This window comes from Arthrobacter halodurans, assembly GCF_041877255.1.
Taxonomy (GTDB): domain Bacteria; phylum Actinomycetota; class Actinomycetes; order Actinomycetales; family Micrococcaceae; genus Arthrobacter_N; species Arthrobacter_N halodurans.
Genome location: NZ_JBHDLJ010000002.1, coordinates 25,686 through 40,975 on the forward strand (window position 1 = coordinate 25,686; position 15,290 = coordinate 40,975).

At 68.4% G+C, this 15,290-nt stretch carries 18 protein-coding genes, 1 tRNA gene and 1 pseudogene; 12 read left to right on the forward strand and 8 right to left on the reverse strand.

From position 1 onward, the window contains the following. The first annotated feature begins 16 nt into the window (after positions 1 to 16). Positions 17 to 223, forward strand: coding sequence for a hypothetical protein (locus ACETWP_RS02440; protein WP_373970606.1), 207 nt, complete (start codon positions 17 to 19; stop codon positions 221 to 223). A 196-nt stretch (positions 224 to 419) separates the two neighbouring features. Here ACETWP_RS02440 and ACETWP_RS02445 read toward each other — a convergent pair whose 3' ends face one another. From ACETWP_RS02445 to ACETWP_RS02455, 3 genes are read right to left on the reverse strand one after another with little or no spacing between them, the layout of a single operon-like run. Then, a complete protein-coding gene (locus tag ACETWP_RS02445) occupies positions 420 to 809 on the reverse strand; it encodes a CBS domain-containing protein (RefSeq protein WP_373970607.1) in 390 nt (129 codons plus the stop codon). A gap of 29 nt (positions 810 to 838) precedes the next feature. Beyond that, the gene (locus tag ACETWP_RS02450; protein WP_373970608.1) at positions 839 to 1,189 is read right to left on the reverse strand and encodes a P-II family nitrogen regulator; all 351 of its coding nucleotides are present in this window, start codon (positions 1,187 to 1,189) and stop codon (positions 839 to 841) included. After that, entirely contained in the window at positions 1,186 to 2,670 is a 1,485-nt protein-coding gene (locus ACETWP_RS02455; RefSeq protein ID WP_373970609.1) for a DUF1538 domain-containing protein, read from the reverse strand. Before ACETWP_RS02455 ends, ACETWP_RS02450 begins: the two co-directional genes overlap by 4 nt. A 396-nt stretch (positions 2,671 to 3,066) precedes the next feature. On the opposite strand from ACETWP_RS02455, the gene nhaA reads away from it, so the two are divergent. Continuing rightward, positions 3,067 to 4,488: a Na+/H+ antiporter NhaA gene (gene nhaA, locus ACETWP_RS02460; RefSeq protein ID WP_373970610.1), complete on the forward strand. Its 1,422-nt coding sequence runs from the start codon at positions 3,067 to 3,069 to the stop codon at positions 4,486 to 4,488. A 297-nt stretch (positions 4,489 to 4,785) separates the two neighbouring features. On the opposite strand, the pseudogene ACETWP_RS02465 reads toward nhaA, so the two are convergent. After that, positions 4,786 to 4,965, reverse strand: a pseudogene (locus ACETWP_RS02465) (helix-turn-helix domain-containing protein); the annotation flags it as partial. A 44-nt stretch (positions 4,966 to 5,009) separates the two neighbouring features. Here ACETWP_RS02465 and ACETWP_RS02470 point away from each other — a divergent pair. The 3 genes from ACETWP_RS02470 (at position 5,010) to ACETWP_RS02480 (ending at position 6,778) form a co-directional block, all read left to right on the forward strand. Further along, complete coding sequence (locus tag ACETWP_RS02470; RefSeq protein ID WP_373970611.1) at positions 5,010 to 5,147, forward strand: hypothetical protein; 138 nt, start codon at positions 5,010 to 5,012, stop codon at positions 5,145 to 5,147. Positions 5,148 to 5,339: 192 nt separating this feature from the next. After that, positions 5,340 to 6,086 carry an alpha/beta fold hydrolase gene (locus ACETWP_RS02475; RefSeq protein ID WP_373970612.1) on the forward strand — a complete coding sequence of 249 codons (747 nt, stop codon included), beginning with the start codon at positions 5,340 to 5,342 and terminating at the stop codon, positions 6,084 to 6,086. Continuing rightward, positions 6,083 to 6,778: an esterase/lipase family protein gene (locus ACETWP_RS02480; RefSeq protein WP_373970613.1), complete on the forward strand. Its 696-nt coding sequence runs from the start codon at positions 6,083 to 6,085 to the stop codon at positions 6,776 to 6,778. The genes ACETWP_RS02475 and ACETWP_RS02480 overlap by 4 nt, the downstream gene beginning before the upstream one ends. 35 nt (positions 6,779 to 6,813) lie before the next feature. On the opposite strand, the gene ACETWP_RS02485 is transcribed toward ACETWP_RS02480, so the two are convergent. After that, the gene (locus tag ACETWP_RS02485) at positions 6,814 to 6,951 is read right to left on the reverse strand and encodes a hypothetical protein (protein WP_373970614.1); all 138 of its coding nucleotides are present in this window, start codon (positions 6,949 to 6,951) and stop codon (positions 6,814 to 6,816) included. 125 nt (positions 6,952 to 7,076) lie between these two features. Between ACETWP_RS02485 and ACETWP_RS02490 the strand changes: the two genes are divergently transcribed. Both ACETWP_RS02490 and ACETWP_RS02495 read left to right on the forward strand, forming a co-directional pair. Continuing rightward, positions 7,077 to 8,327: a phospholipase D-like domain-containing protein gene (locus ACETWP_RS02490; RefSeq protein WP_373970615.1), complete on the forward strand. Its 1,251-nt coding sequence runs from the start codon at positions 7,077 to 7,079 to the stop codon at positions 8,325 to 8,327. A 79-nt stretch (positions 8,328 to 8,406) separates the two neighbouring features. After that, complete coding sequence (locus tag ACETWP_RS02495) at positions 8,407 to 8,877, forward strand: hypothetical protein (RefSeq protein WP_373970616.1); 471 nt, start codon at positions 8,407 to 8,409, stop codon at positions 8,875 to 8,877. Positions 8,878 to 9,387: 510 nt separating this feature from the next. On the opposite strand, the gene ACETWP_RS02500 is transcribed toward ACETWP_RS02495, so the two are convergent. After that, positions 9,388 to 9,681, reverse strand: coding sequence for a hypothetical protein (locus ACETWP_RS02500; protein ID WP_373970617.1), 294 nt, complete (start codon positions 9,679 to 9,681; stop codon positions 9,388 to 9,390). A 182-nt stretch (positions 9,682 to 9,863) separates the two neighbouring features. Between ACETWP_RS02500 and ACETWP_RS02505 the strand changes: the two genes are divergently transcribed. The 4 genes from ACETWP_RS02505 to ACETWP_RS02520 all read left to right on the forward strand — a co-directional run bounded on the left by ACETWP_RS02505 (position 9,864) and on the right by ACETWP_RS02520 (position 13,238). Continuing rightward, a complete protein-coding gene (locus ACETWP_RS02505; RefSeq protein WP_373970618.1) occupies positions 9,864 to 10,604 on the forward strand; it encodes a TetR/AcrR family transcriptional regulator C-terminal domain-containing protein in 741 nt (246 codons plus the stop codon). Positions 10,605 to 11,182: 578 nt separating this feature from the next. Beyond that, positions 11,183 to 12,085, forward strand: a complete 903-nt coding sequence (locus ACETWP_RS02510; protein WP_373970619.1) for a hypothetical protein — start codon at positions 11,183 to 11,185, stop codon at positions 12,083 to 12,085. Between the two features lie 41 nt (positions 12,086 to 12,126). Next, positions 12,127 to 12,576, forward strand: coding sequence for a phage holin family protein (locus ACETWP_RS02515; protein ID WP_373971009.1), 450 nt, complete (start codon positions 12,127 to 12,129; stop codon positions 12,574 to 12,576). Beyond that, on the forward strand, positions 12,573 to 13,238 hold the full coding sequence (locus tag ACETWP_RS02520) for a DUF3618 domain-containing protein (RefSeq protein WP_373970620.1): 666 nt from the start codon (positions 12,573 to 12,575) through the stop codon (positions 13,236 to 13,238). The genes ACETWP_RS02515 and ACETWP_RS02520 overlap by 4 nt, the downstream gene beginning before the upstream one ends. A gap of 38 nt (positions 13,239 to 13,276) precedes the next feature. On the opposite strand, the gene ACETWP_RS02525 is transcribed toward ACETWP_RS02520, so the two are convergent. Next, positions 13,277 to 14,065 carry an RBBP9/YdeN family alpha/beta hydrolase gene (locus tag ACETWP_RS02525; RefSeq protein ID WP_373970621.1) on the reverse strand — a complete coding sequence of 263 codons (789 nt, stop codon included), beginning with the start codon at positions 14,063 to 14,065 and terminating at the stop codon, positions 13,277 to 13,279. Positions 14,066 to 14,205: 140 nt separating this feature from the next. Here ACETWP_RS02525 and ACETWP_RS02530 point away from each other — a divergent pair, with 140 nt between their 5' ends. Beyond that, entirely contained in the window at positions 14,206 to 15,006 is an 801-nt protein-coding gene (locus ACETWP_RS02530) for a hypothetical protein (protein ID WP_373970622.1), read from the forward strand. On the opposite strand, the gene ACETWP_RS02535 is transcribed toward ACETWP_RS02530, so the two are convergent. Beyond that, a tRNA-Leu gene (locus ACETWP_RS02535) sits at positions 14,988 to 15,071 on the reverse strand. The genes ACETWP_RS02530 and ACETWP_RS02535 overlap by 19 nt on opposite strands. Between the last annotated feature and the right edge of the window lie 219 nt (positions 15,072 to 15,290).

Genomic DNA, 15,290 nt, shown 5'->3' on the forward strand with positions numbered 1-15,290 from the left:
GCTCCTTGCGAAGGAAGTGGGGGCGGACCTCGAACTGTTCCATGCGGCCAGTCTCTCCGGCTGGGAGAAGCTGCGCCGCCTTGTTCCCGGGGTCCCGGAGGACCTGGAACTGCACGTCATCGACGCCGCCCGCGAACAGCTGGCCGGCCCTGCCGGGGAGTCGCACGCGGAGCACGGGATCGCCGCCGGCACCCACGTCGCCTTCGGCAATGCCTTCGCGTAAATCGAGGCCCGCGCCGAAGACTTGCCCGCAGATCTGGCGATCGTGGGAGCACACGGGAACAGCGTCCTGACCGCCGCGGTGACTTGGTCCCGCCGGAACAGGTGCTCCTGGGACGCCTGACACAACAAGTGCTGCCGGTCCTCCCGCGGACGTCCTCGTCTCGGGGGAAGAGTGAGCGTTCCGCCACCGGCTGCGGTCACGCCAGTTCCTCCATGCGGCGCGCGAGGATGTCATTCATCGCAAGCAGCCCCACGAGCTGGTTGCCCTCCACCACCACGAGCCGGCTGAGGTGGTAGCGGCTCATGAGGGCCGCCGCCTGGCGCACGGACAGGTGCTCGTTCACGGTGATCGCCGGGATAGTGGCGGCGTCGTAGACGTTGAGCAGGTCCACGTCGCCCTCCTGCGCCACGACGGTGTCCAGAAGTTCCCGGTAGCCCAACAGCCCGTAGGCGTCGTGGGCGTGCATCCGGTCCACCACGAGGCTCTTCACCTGGCGGTCCCGCATCATGGACAGCGCTTCGCGCAGAGTGCTGTACGGGGAGATCGTCAGCACCTGGGCGACCATCACATCCTTAACAGTGAGCATCTCTTCCTCCTCGTGAAGCGTCGTGCGGCTTACGCGTCGTCCTGGCGCAGGTGTTCCTCGAATTTCACGACCTGCCGCATGTCGATTCCCGTGAGGTGCTCGATGGGGACTGCGAAGGCCAGGCCGCGGCTCTCCGTCCCGCCCACCAGGACGCGATGGAGCTCCTTCAGGATCGTGGCGGCGAGGTGCGCCCCGACGACCATCAGCAGCACGGACTGCGTTCCCTCGAACGTCAGTCCGAAGAACGTCTTCTTGGCTTCCCCGCCGATTCCCTTTCCGGTCAGGATCGTCACCCCCGCGGCGCCGGCTTGCTGCGCCCGCTCGATGACCCGGTCCTCGAGATCGTCCGGGGCGATGACGACGATGGCGGTGAATTTCATGCCGTTTCCCTCCTCAGCCGGGGAAATCTCTCCATCACCATGGCATACAGCATGACGGCCACGACTGGGAAGACCGAGGCGAAGGCGATCAGCCCGAACCCGTCGATCAGGACGTCCCTTCCCTCCACCGCCGCGGCCAGGCCGATGCCCAGGGCCGTCACCAACGGCACGGTCACTTCCGATGTCGTCACCCCTCCGAGGTCGAACGCCAGCGCGATGATGCGCTTCGGGGCGAGGAAGACCAACACCACCGCGACCGCGTAGGCGGCCATGATGAAGTAGTGGAACGGGCCACCCGTCAGAATGCGGTAGACCCCGAAGGCGATGCCCACTCCCACGCCGGCGGCAACGATCACCCGGATGGCGACCCCGCTGATTCGGCCAGGCGCGGCGGCTTCGGCCTGGGCGCCGATGGCCAACAGAGCGGGCTCGGCCATGGTCGTGGCGAAACCGATCAGCAGTCCGAACAGCACGATCAGGACGGGCGCGCCCTGGTCGATGAGCTGCTCGGCCATCAGCGTCCCGATGGGAAAGAGCCCCAGTTTCAGCCCGACCACGAAGGCATAGAGCCCCACCAGCACCATGACGAATCCCGCGACGACGCGCGCCGGGTGCGCCAGGCGCCGCCGCAGGGCCACGTACTGGAAGAACAGGACCACCCCGACGATGGGCAGGACCTCCCGGACCATGGAAGCCAGTCCCAGGATCATGCCGACAACCCAGCTGGCCGAATCCGCGCCCGCATCGGTGGTCGGCGCGGCTGCCCCGGCGCCGCCCCAGGCGTACACCCAGGTCCCGTAGAGCTGGACCCCGACCATCGGCACCATCACGCACAGGGCCACCAGTCCGAAGCCATCCGCCACGAGGCTGCGCCCCCGGATCGAGTTGGCCAGTCCCAGACCGATGGCCACGATCAGGGGAACACTGACGATGTTCGTGGTGACGCCCCCCGAATCGTAGGCGAGGCCGATGATCTCCGGCGGTGCGGCGTACGTCAGCAAGAGCACCACGGCATATCCCGCGATCAGGAGCTTGTGGACCGCCCAGCCCCGCAGAACACGCAGGATTCCCAGGGTCATCACCAGGCCGACGGACACGGCGATGACGAAGCGCAGCACCAGCCCGTCGATGCGCCCCCCGCTGACCGCCTGCGCCTGCTCCGCGACGGCGATCACCGCCGGCTCGGCGATGGACGCCGCAAAATCGATGGCGAAACCGAAGGGCAGGAGCAGTCCCAGGGAGCCGCGCCGGACGAACTGGTTGGCCAGGTTCTTGCCGACCGGGAAGATGCTCAACTCGAGTCCGTAGAGGAACAGGGAGATCCCCACTGCCACGATCAGGAGTCCGGCGACCAACTCCAGGGGTCTCTCGGGCACGGAACGGAACACCAGCAGCTGGAACACCACGACCACGGCCACGATCGGCACGAGATTCTTCAGCGCCGTGCCGAATTCATGCCCGAATCGCTGGAGGTGCTCCATTGGGCCCCTCTCCCGGTCATGATGCTTCGGGTACCCCCGCTTTTGAGTGTGCCGGGCCGCGGCAAAGGCGTCCAGCCCCGGCCCCCTGCTCCAAACCCCGGATGCGCGAGCGCGGGAGAGAGCCGCCCAGCGGGCGCGGAAGCCGTGTGCCGGCCATCCCCGCCGCCTCCACAGGCAGGCCGTCGCGTTCCCGTCGAACCGTCTGCCGGACATCCCCTCGTTCGGGGGCGCAGCCCGCGCAGCGAGGAGAGGTACACCGTCCAACCCGTCGTTTCGGTGCGCGCCAGAAACGGCCCGCCGAGGTGGGATGCGCCGTACACGGGTAGACTGGGAAGAAGGTGAGCCGGGAAGACTGGTCGGCAGTGTCCATTGACGACCCCGATCCAGGAGCCCCCCATGGCAGAACCATCATCCGAGCCCACCCCGAAACCACCCTCCAAGGTGCTGGGCCGCGGCACTTACTCCGAGTCCCTCAGAATCGGCGCGATCCTCCGCAAGGAAACCGTCGGCGGCATCCTGCTGGTGATCACCGCGGCCGCGGCGATCATCTGGGCCAACTCCGCCGCTTCCGGGAGCTACTTCGCGCTCCGGGACTTCACATTCGGCTACGAGCCATGGCACCTGAAACTGAGCCTGGGCGCCTGGGCGGCCGACGGGCTGCTGGCCGTGTTCTTCTTCCTCGTGGGCCTGGAGCTGAAACGGGAATTCGTCGCGGGCGATCTCCGCAGCCCCGCCAAGGCGATCGTGCCCGTCGCGGCCGCCATCGGCGGCGTCGTCGTTCCGGCGCTGGTCTACGTGGGCATCAACATCTTCAGCCCCGACACGATGCGTGGTTGGGCCATCCCCACGGCCACCGACATCGCCTTCGCCGTCGCCGTCCTGGCCATCGTGGGCTCGCATCTGCCCAGCGCGCTGCGGATCTTCCTGCTGACGCTCGCCGTCGTCGACGACCTACTGGCCATCTCGATCATCGCCCTCTTCTACTCGGACAACATCCAGGCCACCCCCCTGCTCCTGGCCCTCATCCCCTTCGCCCTATACGCGCTGTTGGCGCAGAAGTACCGCCAGTTCTTCCACCTGAAGCCCGCGGCCGCGTGGTTCATCCTGTTGCCCCTCGGCTTCGTGGTCTGGGCCCTGGTCCACGCCGGCGGCATCCACGCCACGGTCGCGGGGGTCCTCCTCGGCTTCGCCGTCCCGGTCCTGCACCGCAAGGCCGACGCGGGACCAGACGCCGGGCCCGGTCTGGCCGAGCTCTTCGAACACCGGTTCCGTCCTTTGTCCGCGGGTTTCGCCGTTCCCGTCTTCGCTTTCTTCTCCGCCGGGGTCACGATCGGCGGCTGGAACGGGTTCGTCTCGGCGGTTACCGACCCGGTGGCGTTGGGCATCATCCTGGGTCTGGTGGTCGGCAAGCCCATCGGCATCGTCGGAACCACCTGGCTCCTCACCAAGACGACCAGGGTCAATCTGGATCCGGCCCTGCGGTGGGTGGACCTCGTCGGCGTGGCGCTGCTGGCCGGGATCGGTTTCACCGTGTCGCTGTTGATCGCGGACCTGAGCTTCGCCCCCGGCGGAACCACCAACGACCACGCCAAGGTCGGCATCCTCGCGGCCTCCATCCTGGCCGCCCTCTTGGCCGCGGTCATCCTCCGAGCCCGCAACAAGCACTACCGGATGATCGAGGCCGAGGAAAGCGTCGATGCCGACGGCGACGGGATCCCCGACGTCTACCAAGGCAACCCCACGGGCGAGACCGTGAGCGCGCCCGCCCCGAAGGCGCCTGCCGCGAACAGTGGGAAATCCCCCCACGATCCGCGGTAGCAACACATCCACGAAGGACCCGGGTGGCCAGGACTCCCGGTGTTTCCACCGCCCACCCGCCCGAGCCGCCGGCGACCGCGAAGCCGACCGCAATCTGGCACTGGAAGCGGTCCGGGCGACCGAATCGGCAGGAGTCCCCACCGGGACCTGGACCTGATGTGGGGACGGGAGGGCCGCGGAAGTGGCGCGGTTGGACTCGCATCGTCGCCATTCAGCACACCCGACGTTCACCTAGGATCTTCGCTCCCGACCTCGGTCGGGAGAGCCGATCGTCACGTTACCGTGGGCAGGAACTTCTCACGCACTTCCAACGATCTCGGTGATGTTGACGTCCAGTGTGTCCGCGAGGTCCCTCAGGCGTTCGTAGGCGATGCTCTTGCGTCCCCATTCGATGCCAATGACGGAGTTGCGGCTCATGCCCGCCTCGAGGGCGACCGATTCCTCGGATAGACCGCGTTCCAGCCGAAGCGCGCGAAACCTGCCGCCGGCTTCCGCGCGGCGCGCGGTCCAACGCTGTCGTCGTGCCCGACATCACGCAGATCCCGAAGCACAAAGGAACCGCCGCCGCGATCCAGCCCCGGACCACGGCCGCACCGACCCCATACACGAAAAAACCGGCCATCCTCTTCGGGATGACCGGCTCTTCCATTCGCACTTGAGGAGTTGCACAAACACGGCATACCGTGTTTCACAAACATCCCTCGGTGGGTCGTTTGCGAAACCCCAGATCACGCGGCTAATGGCATCTGTTCCCGCGACACTTCCCACGCTTAGCCCGAAAAAATCCCACGCCACATTGTCTGGCCATAGGTGCTCTACGATGTGATCACGCACGAAGGAGCCACCGGGCCATGAGAGCAGCGCCAGTTCACAGCGAGGTTGTCCTCGAAGACGCCACCGTGCACATCCACACCTCCGGCGCCGGACCCGCGACCTACGTCCTGGTCCACGGCCTCGGGACCTCCTCGCGCTATTTCCGCCCCCTCGCGGAGGAGCTGTCCCGGGACGCCCGGGTCCACAGCGTGGACCTGCCCGGCCACGGGCGGGTCCCCAAGCCGGCCCGTCGCCTATCCGTCCCGGATTACGCCCGGGTGGTGTGGACGGCCCTGGATAGGCTCGGCGTGGAGCACCCGGTCCTTGTGGGGCACTCCATGGGCGCACAGGTCGTCGTGGAGATGGCCCTCGACGGGCGCCCGCTGGACGGCGTCGTCCTGCTGGGACCGACGAATTTCCCGCCCGAGCGCGGTTTCTGGCGCCAGGCGCTTCGGCTGGGACAGGACACCCTGCGCGAGCCGCCGTCCGTCAACGCCGTCGTGTTCAGCGACTACGGGTTCCGGTGTGGCCTGTCCTGGTACCTGAAGACCACGCCGTCGATGCTCGGGCACCACATCGAGGACGGCATAGGCGGCGTGCGGGCGCCGCTGCTCATCGCCCGCGGCGCCCGGGATCCGATCGTTCCCCGGCGCTGGATCGAGGAACTGGCCGAGCTCAGACCGGGTGCCGAGACCGCCGAAGTTGCGGGCGAGGCGCACGTGCTCATGATGAAATCAGCGCCGGAAGTGGCCCGGCTGTGCCGCGGACTCGCCGTCCCCGGATGATCCACCCCGTCGAGCTCCTTCGGCGGGGCCGCGCATGGTGCCTGGACTACCTCTACGTCGCGCATTGGCAGGTCCACGCATTCTTGTTTCCCGCAGCGCACCACCACTTCCTTGCGGGCACGAAGCCCGGCGCGGCCCCGGTGGTGCTCATCCCGGGGGTCTACGAGACGTGGCAATTCCTGCGCCCTATCGCCGAACGACTGCACAACTCAGGGCACCCCGTCCACGTGATCGAGGGCCTCGGACACAACCAGGGCACGGTGCCCGCCATGGCTCGGGTCATGGCACGGTACCTGGAGGAAAACGACCTGCGCGGCGTGGTAATCGTCGCGCACAGCAAGGGCGGCCTGATCGGAAAGTACGTGATGAGCGCGTCAGACCGGGCATGGCGGGTGTCCCGCATGACGGCCATCAACACCCCGTTCTCCGGCTCATTCTTCGCACGCTTCGCGCCGCTACGCAGCGTGCGGGACTTCTCCCCGGGCGACGCCGAACTGCTCAAGCTGGCCCGCAACCCGAAGGCCAACCACCGCATCGTCTCCCTGTATAGCGTCTTCGACCCGCACATCCCTGGGGGAAGCTATCTGGAGGGTGCCGTGAACATCGAGTTGCCAACGATGGGCCACTTCCGGCCGGTCGGAGACCCGCGCTTGCTCGCCACCGTGGAGCGGTGGGTCGCCGGGACATCCTGAGGCCCCGGGAACCCCAGACGGCGGGGTGCCTTGCGCTACGGGACCGCCTCGAAGTCGAGGCGTTCACGGAGGCCGGTGAGGAGGATGGTGATGCCCCGGTGGAGCCCGTCCGCGCCGCCGTAGTGGGCGAAGACGGGGGGCCAGACCGAGCAGGTGGGGAAATCCTTGGCCACCAAACCTCCCGGCCTCATACCGCGCAACCACTCTCGGGCGTCCGGGGCCGGAGTGGTTTGCGGTCCCCCGAGGCGTGTGTGCCCGGTTTCGTGGCACATGGCCCGGCCCCGGTTAGGCTCGGGGCATGCTTCCCGTCATATCGGGCCCCTTCGTGGCCGTGGCAAGAAAATCTGCCGCCAGGTTGTTGTTGGCGTTCCTGGGGGTGCAGGCCGCGGTGATCGGCGGCCTGGTGCTCTTCGATGCCCTGAAGCACCGCCGGAGGACGAGGCGTCCGGATTTCCCGCATCCGGGCGTGTTCGACGGGAACGTCGCGGATTCCGCCGTGACGATCTACACCTACGGCGAGGACCTGTACGCGGCCATGCTGGCCGCCATCCGGGGCGCCAGGACGCGGGTTTTCCTGGGGACGTTCATCTGGAAGTCCGACGCGACCGGGCGGCGGTTCAGGGAGGCACTGGCCGACGCGGCCGAACGCGGCGTGGAGGTGTTCGTCGTCTACGACGGGTTCGCCAACCTCGTTGTTCCCCGGGCGTTTTACCGCTTCCACCCGAACATCCACGTCTACCGGTTCCCGGTCCTGCGCCCGTCCAGGCTGTTCACCCCGCTGCGCAGCACCGGGCTGGACCACCGCAAGCTGCTGGTCGTGGACGACGAAACCGGCTTCGTCGGCGGCTACAACATCGGCGACGTCTACGCCACCGAATGGCGCGACACCCACGTCCGGATCAACGGTCCGGCGGTCTGGGACCTGCGCCAGGCCTTCGTGGGAGTGTGGAACACCGTAGGCGCCGTCCCGGAAATCTCGTACGACCCGCCCCGGGCGTGGGATCCCCACATCCGCGCGGTCAACAACATCCCGGCGCATCTGGTGTATCCGATCCGGGGCATCTACCTGGACGCGATCAACCGCGCGCGGCACCACATCTACATCACCACCGCCTACTTCATCCCGGACAAGCAAATCCTCCGGGCGCTGCTCGCGGCCAGCGCGCGGGGCGTCGATGTCAGGCTCATCCTCCCGGAGGACTCCAACCACGTCCTCGCGGACTGGCTCTCCCGGGGGTTCTATACCTCCCTGCTGCGGGAGGGGGTCACCGTGCTGCTCTACCGCCACGCCATGATCCACGCCAAGACCGCGACCGTCGACGGTCTCTGGTCCACGGTCGGCACCGCCAACATCGACCGCCTGAGCCTGACCGGGAACTACGAAACGAACCTCGAGATCCACGACGAGGCGTTCGCGGCGGACATGGAGAGGATCTTCGGCATCGACAGCGCCAATTGCCGGGTCCTGACGCTGTCGGAATGGAAGGAACGGCACGTCGCCGCGCCGGTCAGCGAGACCATCCTGGTTCCGCTGCGCCCCTTCCTCTAACGCGGCGGCCGCTCCCTCGAAGTTCCAGCCCTTTGAGATCCGGCACTCCGAGGGCACGCGCCAGACGCTGGACAGCCTGGTGTTCGCCGACATCCCCGAGATGGCGAAGCACGCCACGCTCAGCGACGCCGACGAGCAGCCCCGCGACGGGAAGTTCGGGGTCATCGCCTTCCCGCACATGCCCAAGTGGCGGATCGTGGTGACCGCCGCGCGCGCCGCGCTCAAGGGTCTGGGTGACAAGCCCAGCGTCGAGCGCTATGAGTTCACCACCATCAAGCCGATGCCGTACCAGATCGACGGCGAAGTGAAGTCGGTCCCGCCGACACCGACGTCCGCGTCCGCAACGTGCCCCGCGCCCTGCCCACCATCGGTTAGGGAGCACGCCGGCCCGGCGGCGGGCGAGGGTGCCGCGCGGCGCCTGCCACCCCCGCTTCCCACGGGGAAGTCCCACCCTTGCGCGGGACGGGTATCCGGCGCGGTCCCGTGGAATGGCCCGGGGCGGTTGTCAGCCGCGGCTGAGCGCCGCCGCTTCCCGCCGGCCGAGGCTTGACTGCCGGCCACAGGCGGAGCACGTCACGCGGCGGCCGCGGCCGAAGGTCCACACCGGGACGAAAAAGACCGTCAGGCGGGTGCCGTGCTCGCTGACCTCCTGGAGGGCCCTGCGGCCACAGAAGCGACAGGTCGATGGACCGGCCATCGACGTGCGGTGGATGGAATTCATGCCGAACAACAGAAACACGGCGTGCCCCTCTCGATTACGGGTGCGCCGCAGCGGACCCTCTTTGTGTACTTTCCTTCAGCGCTCAGCCCCGCGGACGGCCGGCGCGGACTTGGCGTTTCGCCGTCTGAGGCGGCCGTTCGCACCGGGTCGGTTTGTGCGCGACCTCGCAGAGCGTTTGGTCGCGGAAGTCGCGCAACGATATCTGGGCCTCGGCATTGGCGGATCATGTCGGCACCCCGTGCGGGTGCGCTTAAAGCAAACGGCGGGGCACACCGGTCCGGTGCGCTCCCGCCGCCTGTCTGCGCCGACGTCCCGTGGGTCCGGGCGCAGCCACGCGTGTTAGGCGTGGGTGCCGCTGCGGTTGCCGGACTTGGCCAGCCCGCGGGCGAGCATGTAGCCGATGGTCAGGTAGGTGATGTACTGCATCGCCTGGGCGGCATCGAACGGATCCCCGGCGTTTTCGCCGTTGTTGCCGTTGTCGCCCACGACGAGAGCGGTGATTACCGTGGCGATGACCATGGCGACGTAGACGAAAAACTCGGTGGTCTTCGTCGCGGCCTTGGTCCCGGCGTTCTTGTGGCCGCTCGTGTGGATGGTCTCTGCGTTCTGGTGGTTCGTGGTGTTCGTGGTCATCGTGGCTCCTGAAGAGTTGTGGGTGGGCCGGATCGGCCGGGGTCCCGAGGCGGCGCCTAGACCGCGCAAGAGATATCTACGCTGTAGACTTTACCCGTAGACTTTTGTATTGGCAAACACCGCCCGAACCTTCCGGAGCCGTAAGGTGGAGGGGAACGCAACCTCAGGAGACTGATCACCGCATGCCCGAGAACCCGACCGGCAAAGAGGCCGCAGCGGAACCGCAGAAACGGCCCGGCAAGGGCGCTTCCCCGAAGCGCGCCCGCCTGACCCGGGAGATCGTCCTCGCAGCGGCCCTGCGCCTGGTGGACGCCGACGGCCTGGACGCACTCACCATGCGCCGGTTGGGACAGGCCCTCGAGCGGGACCCGATGGCCCTGTACCGGTACGCGCCGAACCGGGGCGCGCTGCTGGACGGCGTCGCGGAGCAGGTGATCCAGGAACTGGTGATCGAACCCGCGGACCCGGACTGGCAGTCCCAGCTGCGCAAGACCGCCCACGCGTTCCGGCGGATGGCCCTGGCCCACCCGCACGTGGTGCCGCTGCTGGTCACCCGACCCCTGTCCACGCCCCTGGGCCTGCGGCCCCCGGGGGCGCTGCGCCCTCTTGAACAGATCCTGGGACTGCTCACCCGCGCCGGCTTCTCCCCCGAGAACGCCCTGCACGTCTACCGCGCCTATTACGGCTACCTCTACGGGCACATCCTCAACGAGCTGCAGGAGCTCGTGGTGGATGCCGAGGAAAACGAGGCGTTGCTCCGGCTGGGGCTGCACCGGCTTCCGGCCAAGGAATTCCCCAACTTGCGCGGCATGGCCCACCTCCTCGCGGACTACGACGGCGAGGACGAGCTCGACCAGGGGATCACCATCCTCCTCACAGGCCTCCAGGAACGCCTCCACCCCAAAGCGGTCCCTGCCCACTAGGCGGCCCCGGCGCTCGACGAGCGGCGACATCCACCCGTCCGCGGCGGATTCGCCGCCCCCGCGCGGCCAATGGACAGGCAGGCGGCCCCCTGGGCGCGACCTCGACGACGCCTCCCGCACTGCCTTGACCGCACATGGGCGCACTCCAGCCGTCGGGGAAACGAGGGCCGCAACGTTTGGTCAGCCTCACGTGGGCCAAAGGCGTCGATGGCGGCCGGGGGCGGCCGTCGCGGTCCCCGCGCGGCGGGCTGAACGAAGAGCGGAGGAGATTGCGCCGTGCGCGGCCGCGCGGAACTCACCCGGCCGTAATGCGGCGAATGACCAGGAGAACACGCGGCGCACCCCGATCCGCACGGGCCCGCGTCCTGCGGTTCGAGGGTTGCGGAATCGGGCTCCCGGAGACTGCGACACCGACCCGGAAGCCCCCGCGAGGCCGACGCTCGCCTCGGAATCCGCCCGCGCCGGGTATTGCCAACCAGATACTCTACGCGTAACGTCTACAGCGTAGAGATTGTGAGGGACGCCGCCCCACCCGATTCGTCCATCGCGTGAAAACCACCCCCATTGGAGACCACACCATGAGCACACAGGACTTCCCGCGGGATCCGTCCCGCACCACACCGACGCCGAGCGGCAAGGGCCCGCTGAAGTCGGCTGCGATCGTTCCCGAGGATCCGTTCACGGAGCCGTCCGCCGGCCCGCCGGCCACCCCCACCGCGAGGCACGTACCCGGCACCGCCCCGGTCGCCGGCACCACCGGCCAGCACGCGCCCGGCACCGTCCCACTCTCGGGCGGCACCGGGACCTCCGGCACCGGCGGCCAGGACACGAAGACCGCCGCCAAGGACGAGGCCCGCGAGGTCGGCCATGAGGGCGTCGAGGCCGCGAAGCACGTCGGCCAGACGGCCAAGGAAGAGGCCGGGAAGGTCGCCCACGAAGCCAAGGACCAGGTGAGCAACCTCGTCGCCGAGCTCGGCTCGGACCTCAAGTCCCAGGCCGGTGCCCAGCAGCAGAAGGTCGCCGAGGGCCTGCGGGCCATGAGCGATGAGCTGCGCAAGATGGCCGACGGCTCCGACGGCGGCACAGCCACCTCCCTCGTGGACCAGGCCGCCGGGAAGACGGGGGACATCGCCGACTGGCTCGACGGGCGCGATCCCGGCTCGCTACTCGAAGAGGTCAGGGGCTTCGCGCGCCGACGCCCCGGCGTCTTCCTCGCCGTGGCCGCCGGCGCAGGCCTGCTGGCGGGCCGCCTCGCCCGCGGCGCGACCGCCAAGGACACGTCCACGGGTGGTGCCGGGACCGCAGCCACGGGCGGCGCGCCGTCCACGTACGCGACCCCCGCCGCCGGCGTGCGCACGCCGGCCGAACCCGCGTACCAGCCCGCGGAAACGCACCCTCCCACGGCAACGTACCCTGCGGCCGCCGCCGACGGGCCCGAGGGGTTCCCGGGGACCACAGACCGGGGGTACCCGCGGCCATGAGCGGCTACGAACAGGGACCACAAGTGCCCGGATTCACGCCGATGGCCTCCGGCGAACCACAGGGTTCGCCCGCCGCCGGGGTCCCGCGGACGACCCCGGGCGAGCGGGCGGAAACCAGTTCGCTGGGCGAGCTGTTCGGGGAGCTGACGCGCAACCTGTCCACGCTGATCCGCCAGGAGGTCGAACTGGCCAAAGCCGAGATGAAGGAGTCCGCGTCCGTGGCGGGGAAGGCCGGCGGCATGCTCGGCGGTGCCGGCGTGGCGGGGCACTTCGCCCTGCTGTTCCTGTCCCTGGCCCTGATGTGGGCGCTGGGCTCGGTGATGCACCTGGGCTGGTCCGCGCTCGTCGTCGCGGTCCTCTGGGGAATCGCCGCCGCGATCCTCGCCTCCGTCGGCAAGAAGAAACTCAAGGAAGTGAAGGGCCTGCCCCAAACGGCGGCCACCGTGAAGGAAATCCCCCCCACCATGAAACCAGGAGAGACCACGCCATGAGCCAGACACCCGATGAGATTCGTGCCGACATCGAACGCACGCGCCAGGACCTCAGCTCCGACGTGGACGCGCTCTCCGACAAGGTCAACCCGTCCGCGATCGCGCAGCGCCAGACCGACAAGGTCCGCGGCGCGGCGCACAAGGTCCGCGATAGCGTCATGGGCACCGCCAGCGACGTGCGCGCCAACGTCATGGGCACCGCTGACGACGTGAGGGGCGGCGCCTCTGATCGGCTCCACGACGCGGGCGACGCCGTCCACGGAGTGGGAAGCGCGGTTCAGGACGCCCCGCACCAGGTGATCCGCCAGGCCCGGGGGAACCCCCTGGCCGCGGGCCTGATCGCATTCGGCGCGGGTATGCTCGCCGCGTCGCTGATCCCGGCGAGCCAGAAGGAACGCGAGGCCGCGACCGCCCTGAAGGAAAAGGCGCAGCCGCTGACCGACGAACTCGCGAGCGCGGCCAAGGAGGTCGCGGAGGAGATGAAGGAACCTGCGCGCGACGCGGCCGAATCCATGAAGTCCACCGCCGCGGAATCCGCGCAGACGGTCAAGGACGAGGCCCAGTCCGGGGCCAAGGACGTCGGGGACCGCGCCAAGGAAGCCAAGGAGAACGTCGGCGACGCCGGCGGTTCCCCGGGTTCCAGCGATACCCGTCCCCTCTGATAGGAACATGCTAGGGCCGGGGCGCATGCACCCCGGCCCTAGCATGCCTCCTCGCTTCGAATCCGACGGCGCTCCGGGCGATTACCCCGAAACCGCCCGCACGACCGAACACACGCAACCACCACCGACGCCGCCCACCACCCCATGGCGCAGCGGCCGCGCTCAGTCCGGCCCGATACGTTGGAATTCCTCTCAAGGTGCGAGTGGGGAAAAGGTACCCGGCCCTCCCGGCCGGCGCCTTCACCCTGCGCAGCGGCGCTGGGACCCCCCCCACGCCCGGAGGCCTTCGGCTGCCACCACGGGTGGGGGCGCCCGGCGGCCCCAGTTTCGACGGGCTCGGTCCTCAGCCGTTTGGCCAGGGCGTCCGTGGCGGAGGGCGGAACGGTGGTGTCATTGTCGGAGCGCACCACGATGCGGCGGGCGACGTTTGCGACGATCGGCTGGAAATCGACGCCGGAGGAAACGAAGCCATCCAGTTCCGGCAGGCCGGGCAAGGGGTCGGTGAACCCGGAAACGGCCACCAGGCCCCCCAACGACCACGGGAGCGGCAGGGTAGCGAGGTGGCCGAACGCGGTAATCGCGCCCAGGCTGTGGGCAATGACCCACGTGTCGTCGTCGGGTGTCGCGAGGGCCGCCGCGAAAGCGCCGAGCCATGCTCTCGGGTCCGGGGCCGTCGGGTTCGGCAACACCACGGCTTGGACCTGGACGCCGCGCGACGCGAGCTGGTTCGTAAGCCAGGGGAACCAGTGTCGGTGGGGATCGGCGGTGTAGCCGTGGACCATGACAGCGCGTGCGATACGTACGGGTTCAGAAGGGGTCGTGTGCATAGCATGAGGCCAGACCGTCGCGCTGGTGTGAAGGTCAACCCCGGGACATCTGGGGGATGCCGGAGATCCCGTAGACGTCCACCGCCACCGAAGCCAGCGAGAGCCCCAGTGTCAGGTCCCGGTTCCCAGAGGTGAACCGGTTGAAGCGCCGAATCCGCTGTTGGTTCCGCGATTCCCACAACAGAGTCGTCGTTGCTCAGCGCATCGCGCAGCGTGCCAAATACCTCTTGTCGCCCAAGGACACGCGCGACGAAAAGGGGGCCTACCGCATGAGCAGCCCCGCAAGGGGACCGTACCCCACGCTCTCGTGCGACCTGCGCCCCGCGAAGGCCACTAAGCCGAGAAAGACCGGGCTCGGGATGCCCAGGTTCCGTGCGCTAACCCCCGTCATCGAGCCTCCCGCGCAGCCCGACCGGATCTGCACCAACGCCTCGGGCGCGTCCTTCCCAGCCACCGCGGGCGCCAAGTACGCCCAAAAACTCCAGTACAAGAGCGACGCGTGGCAGAAGATGTACGGCCCCAATCGAAACACCATCGAAGGCTCCAACGCCCACCTCAAGGATGCGGCCCATGAGGACCTCGAGAACCCGGGCCGGCGGCGGGTCCGCGGCTTCGCCAAGCAACTCCTGCTCCCAATGTTGTCGGTCGTTTCGGCGAACCTGCGCAAGATCCGGAAATGGCAGCAGGAACAAACAAGTGTTCCGGCCCCGAATCCGGACGATTCGCCGAAGCTGACCGGGGAACGCCGCGCCGCCCGCACGCAGCCGGTTGAAGACCCTTGCCCCTCGAGCACGACGTCTCGCAACACGTTCAACCGAAAAGCACGAAAAAGCCGGCCATCCCCTCGGGATGACCGGCTTTTCCATTCGCACTTCGGGCGTTTCGCAAACACGGCATACCGTGTTTCACAAACATCCCTCGGTGCGCGAGGGGGGACTTGAACCCCCACGCCCTTGCGGGCACTGGCACCTGAAGCCAGCGCGTCTGCCAATTCCGCCACTCGCGCATGCACCGCCTCGGGGTTTATCCCCTCAACAGCGAGATCAATCATAACCAGCATCGCGACTCCGTGCCTAATCGGGCTCCGGGGCCCCGTGCCGGGTCGCCGTGCGGGACGGTCCCGCCGAGGAACCCGGGGCGCCGCGTGTTCGTTTCAAAATGGATGCGATTGCGCACCGCCCGAAAGCTTTCTCAGGCGGGGCAAGTAGTATCGGAAAGGCACGGG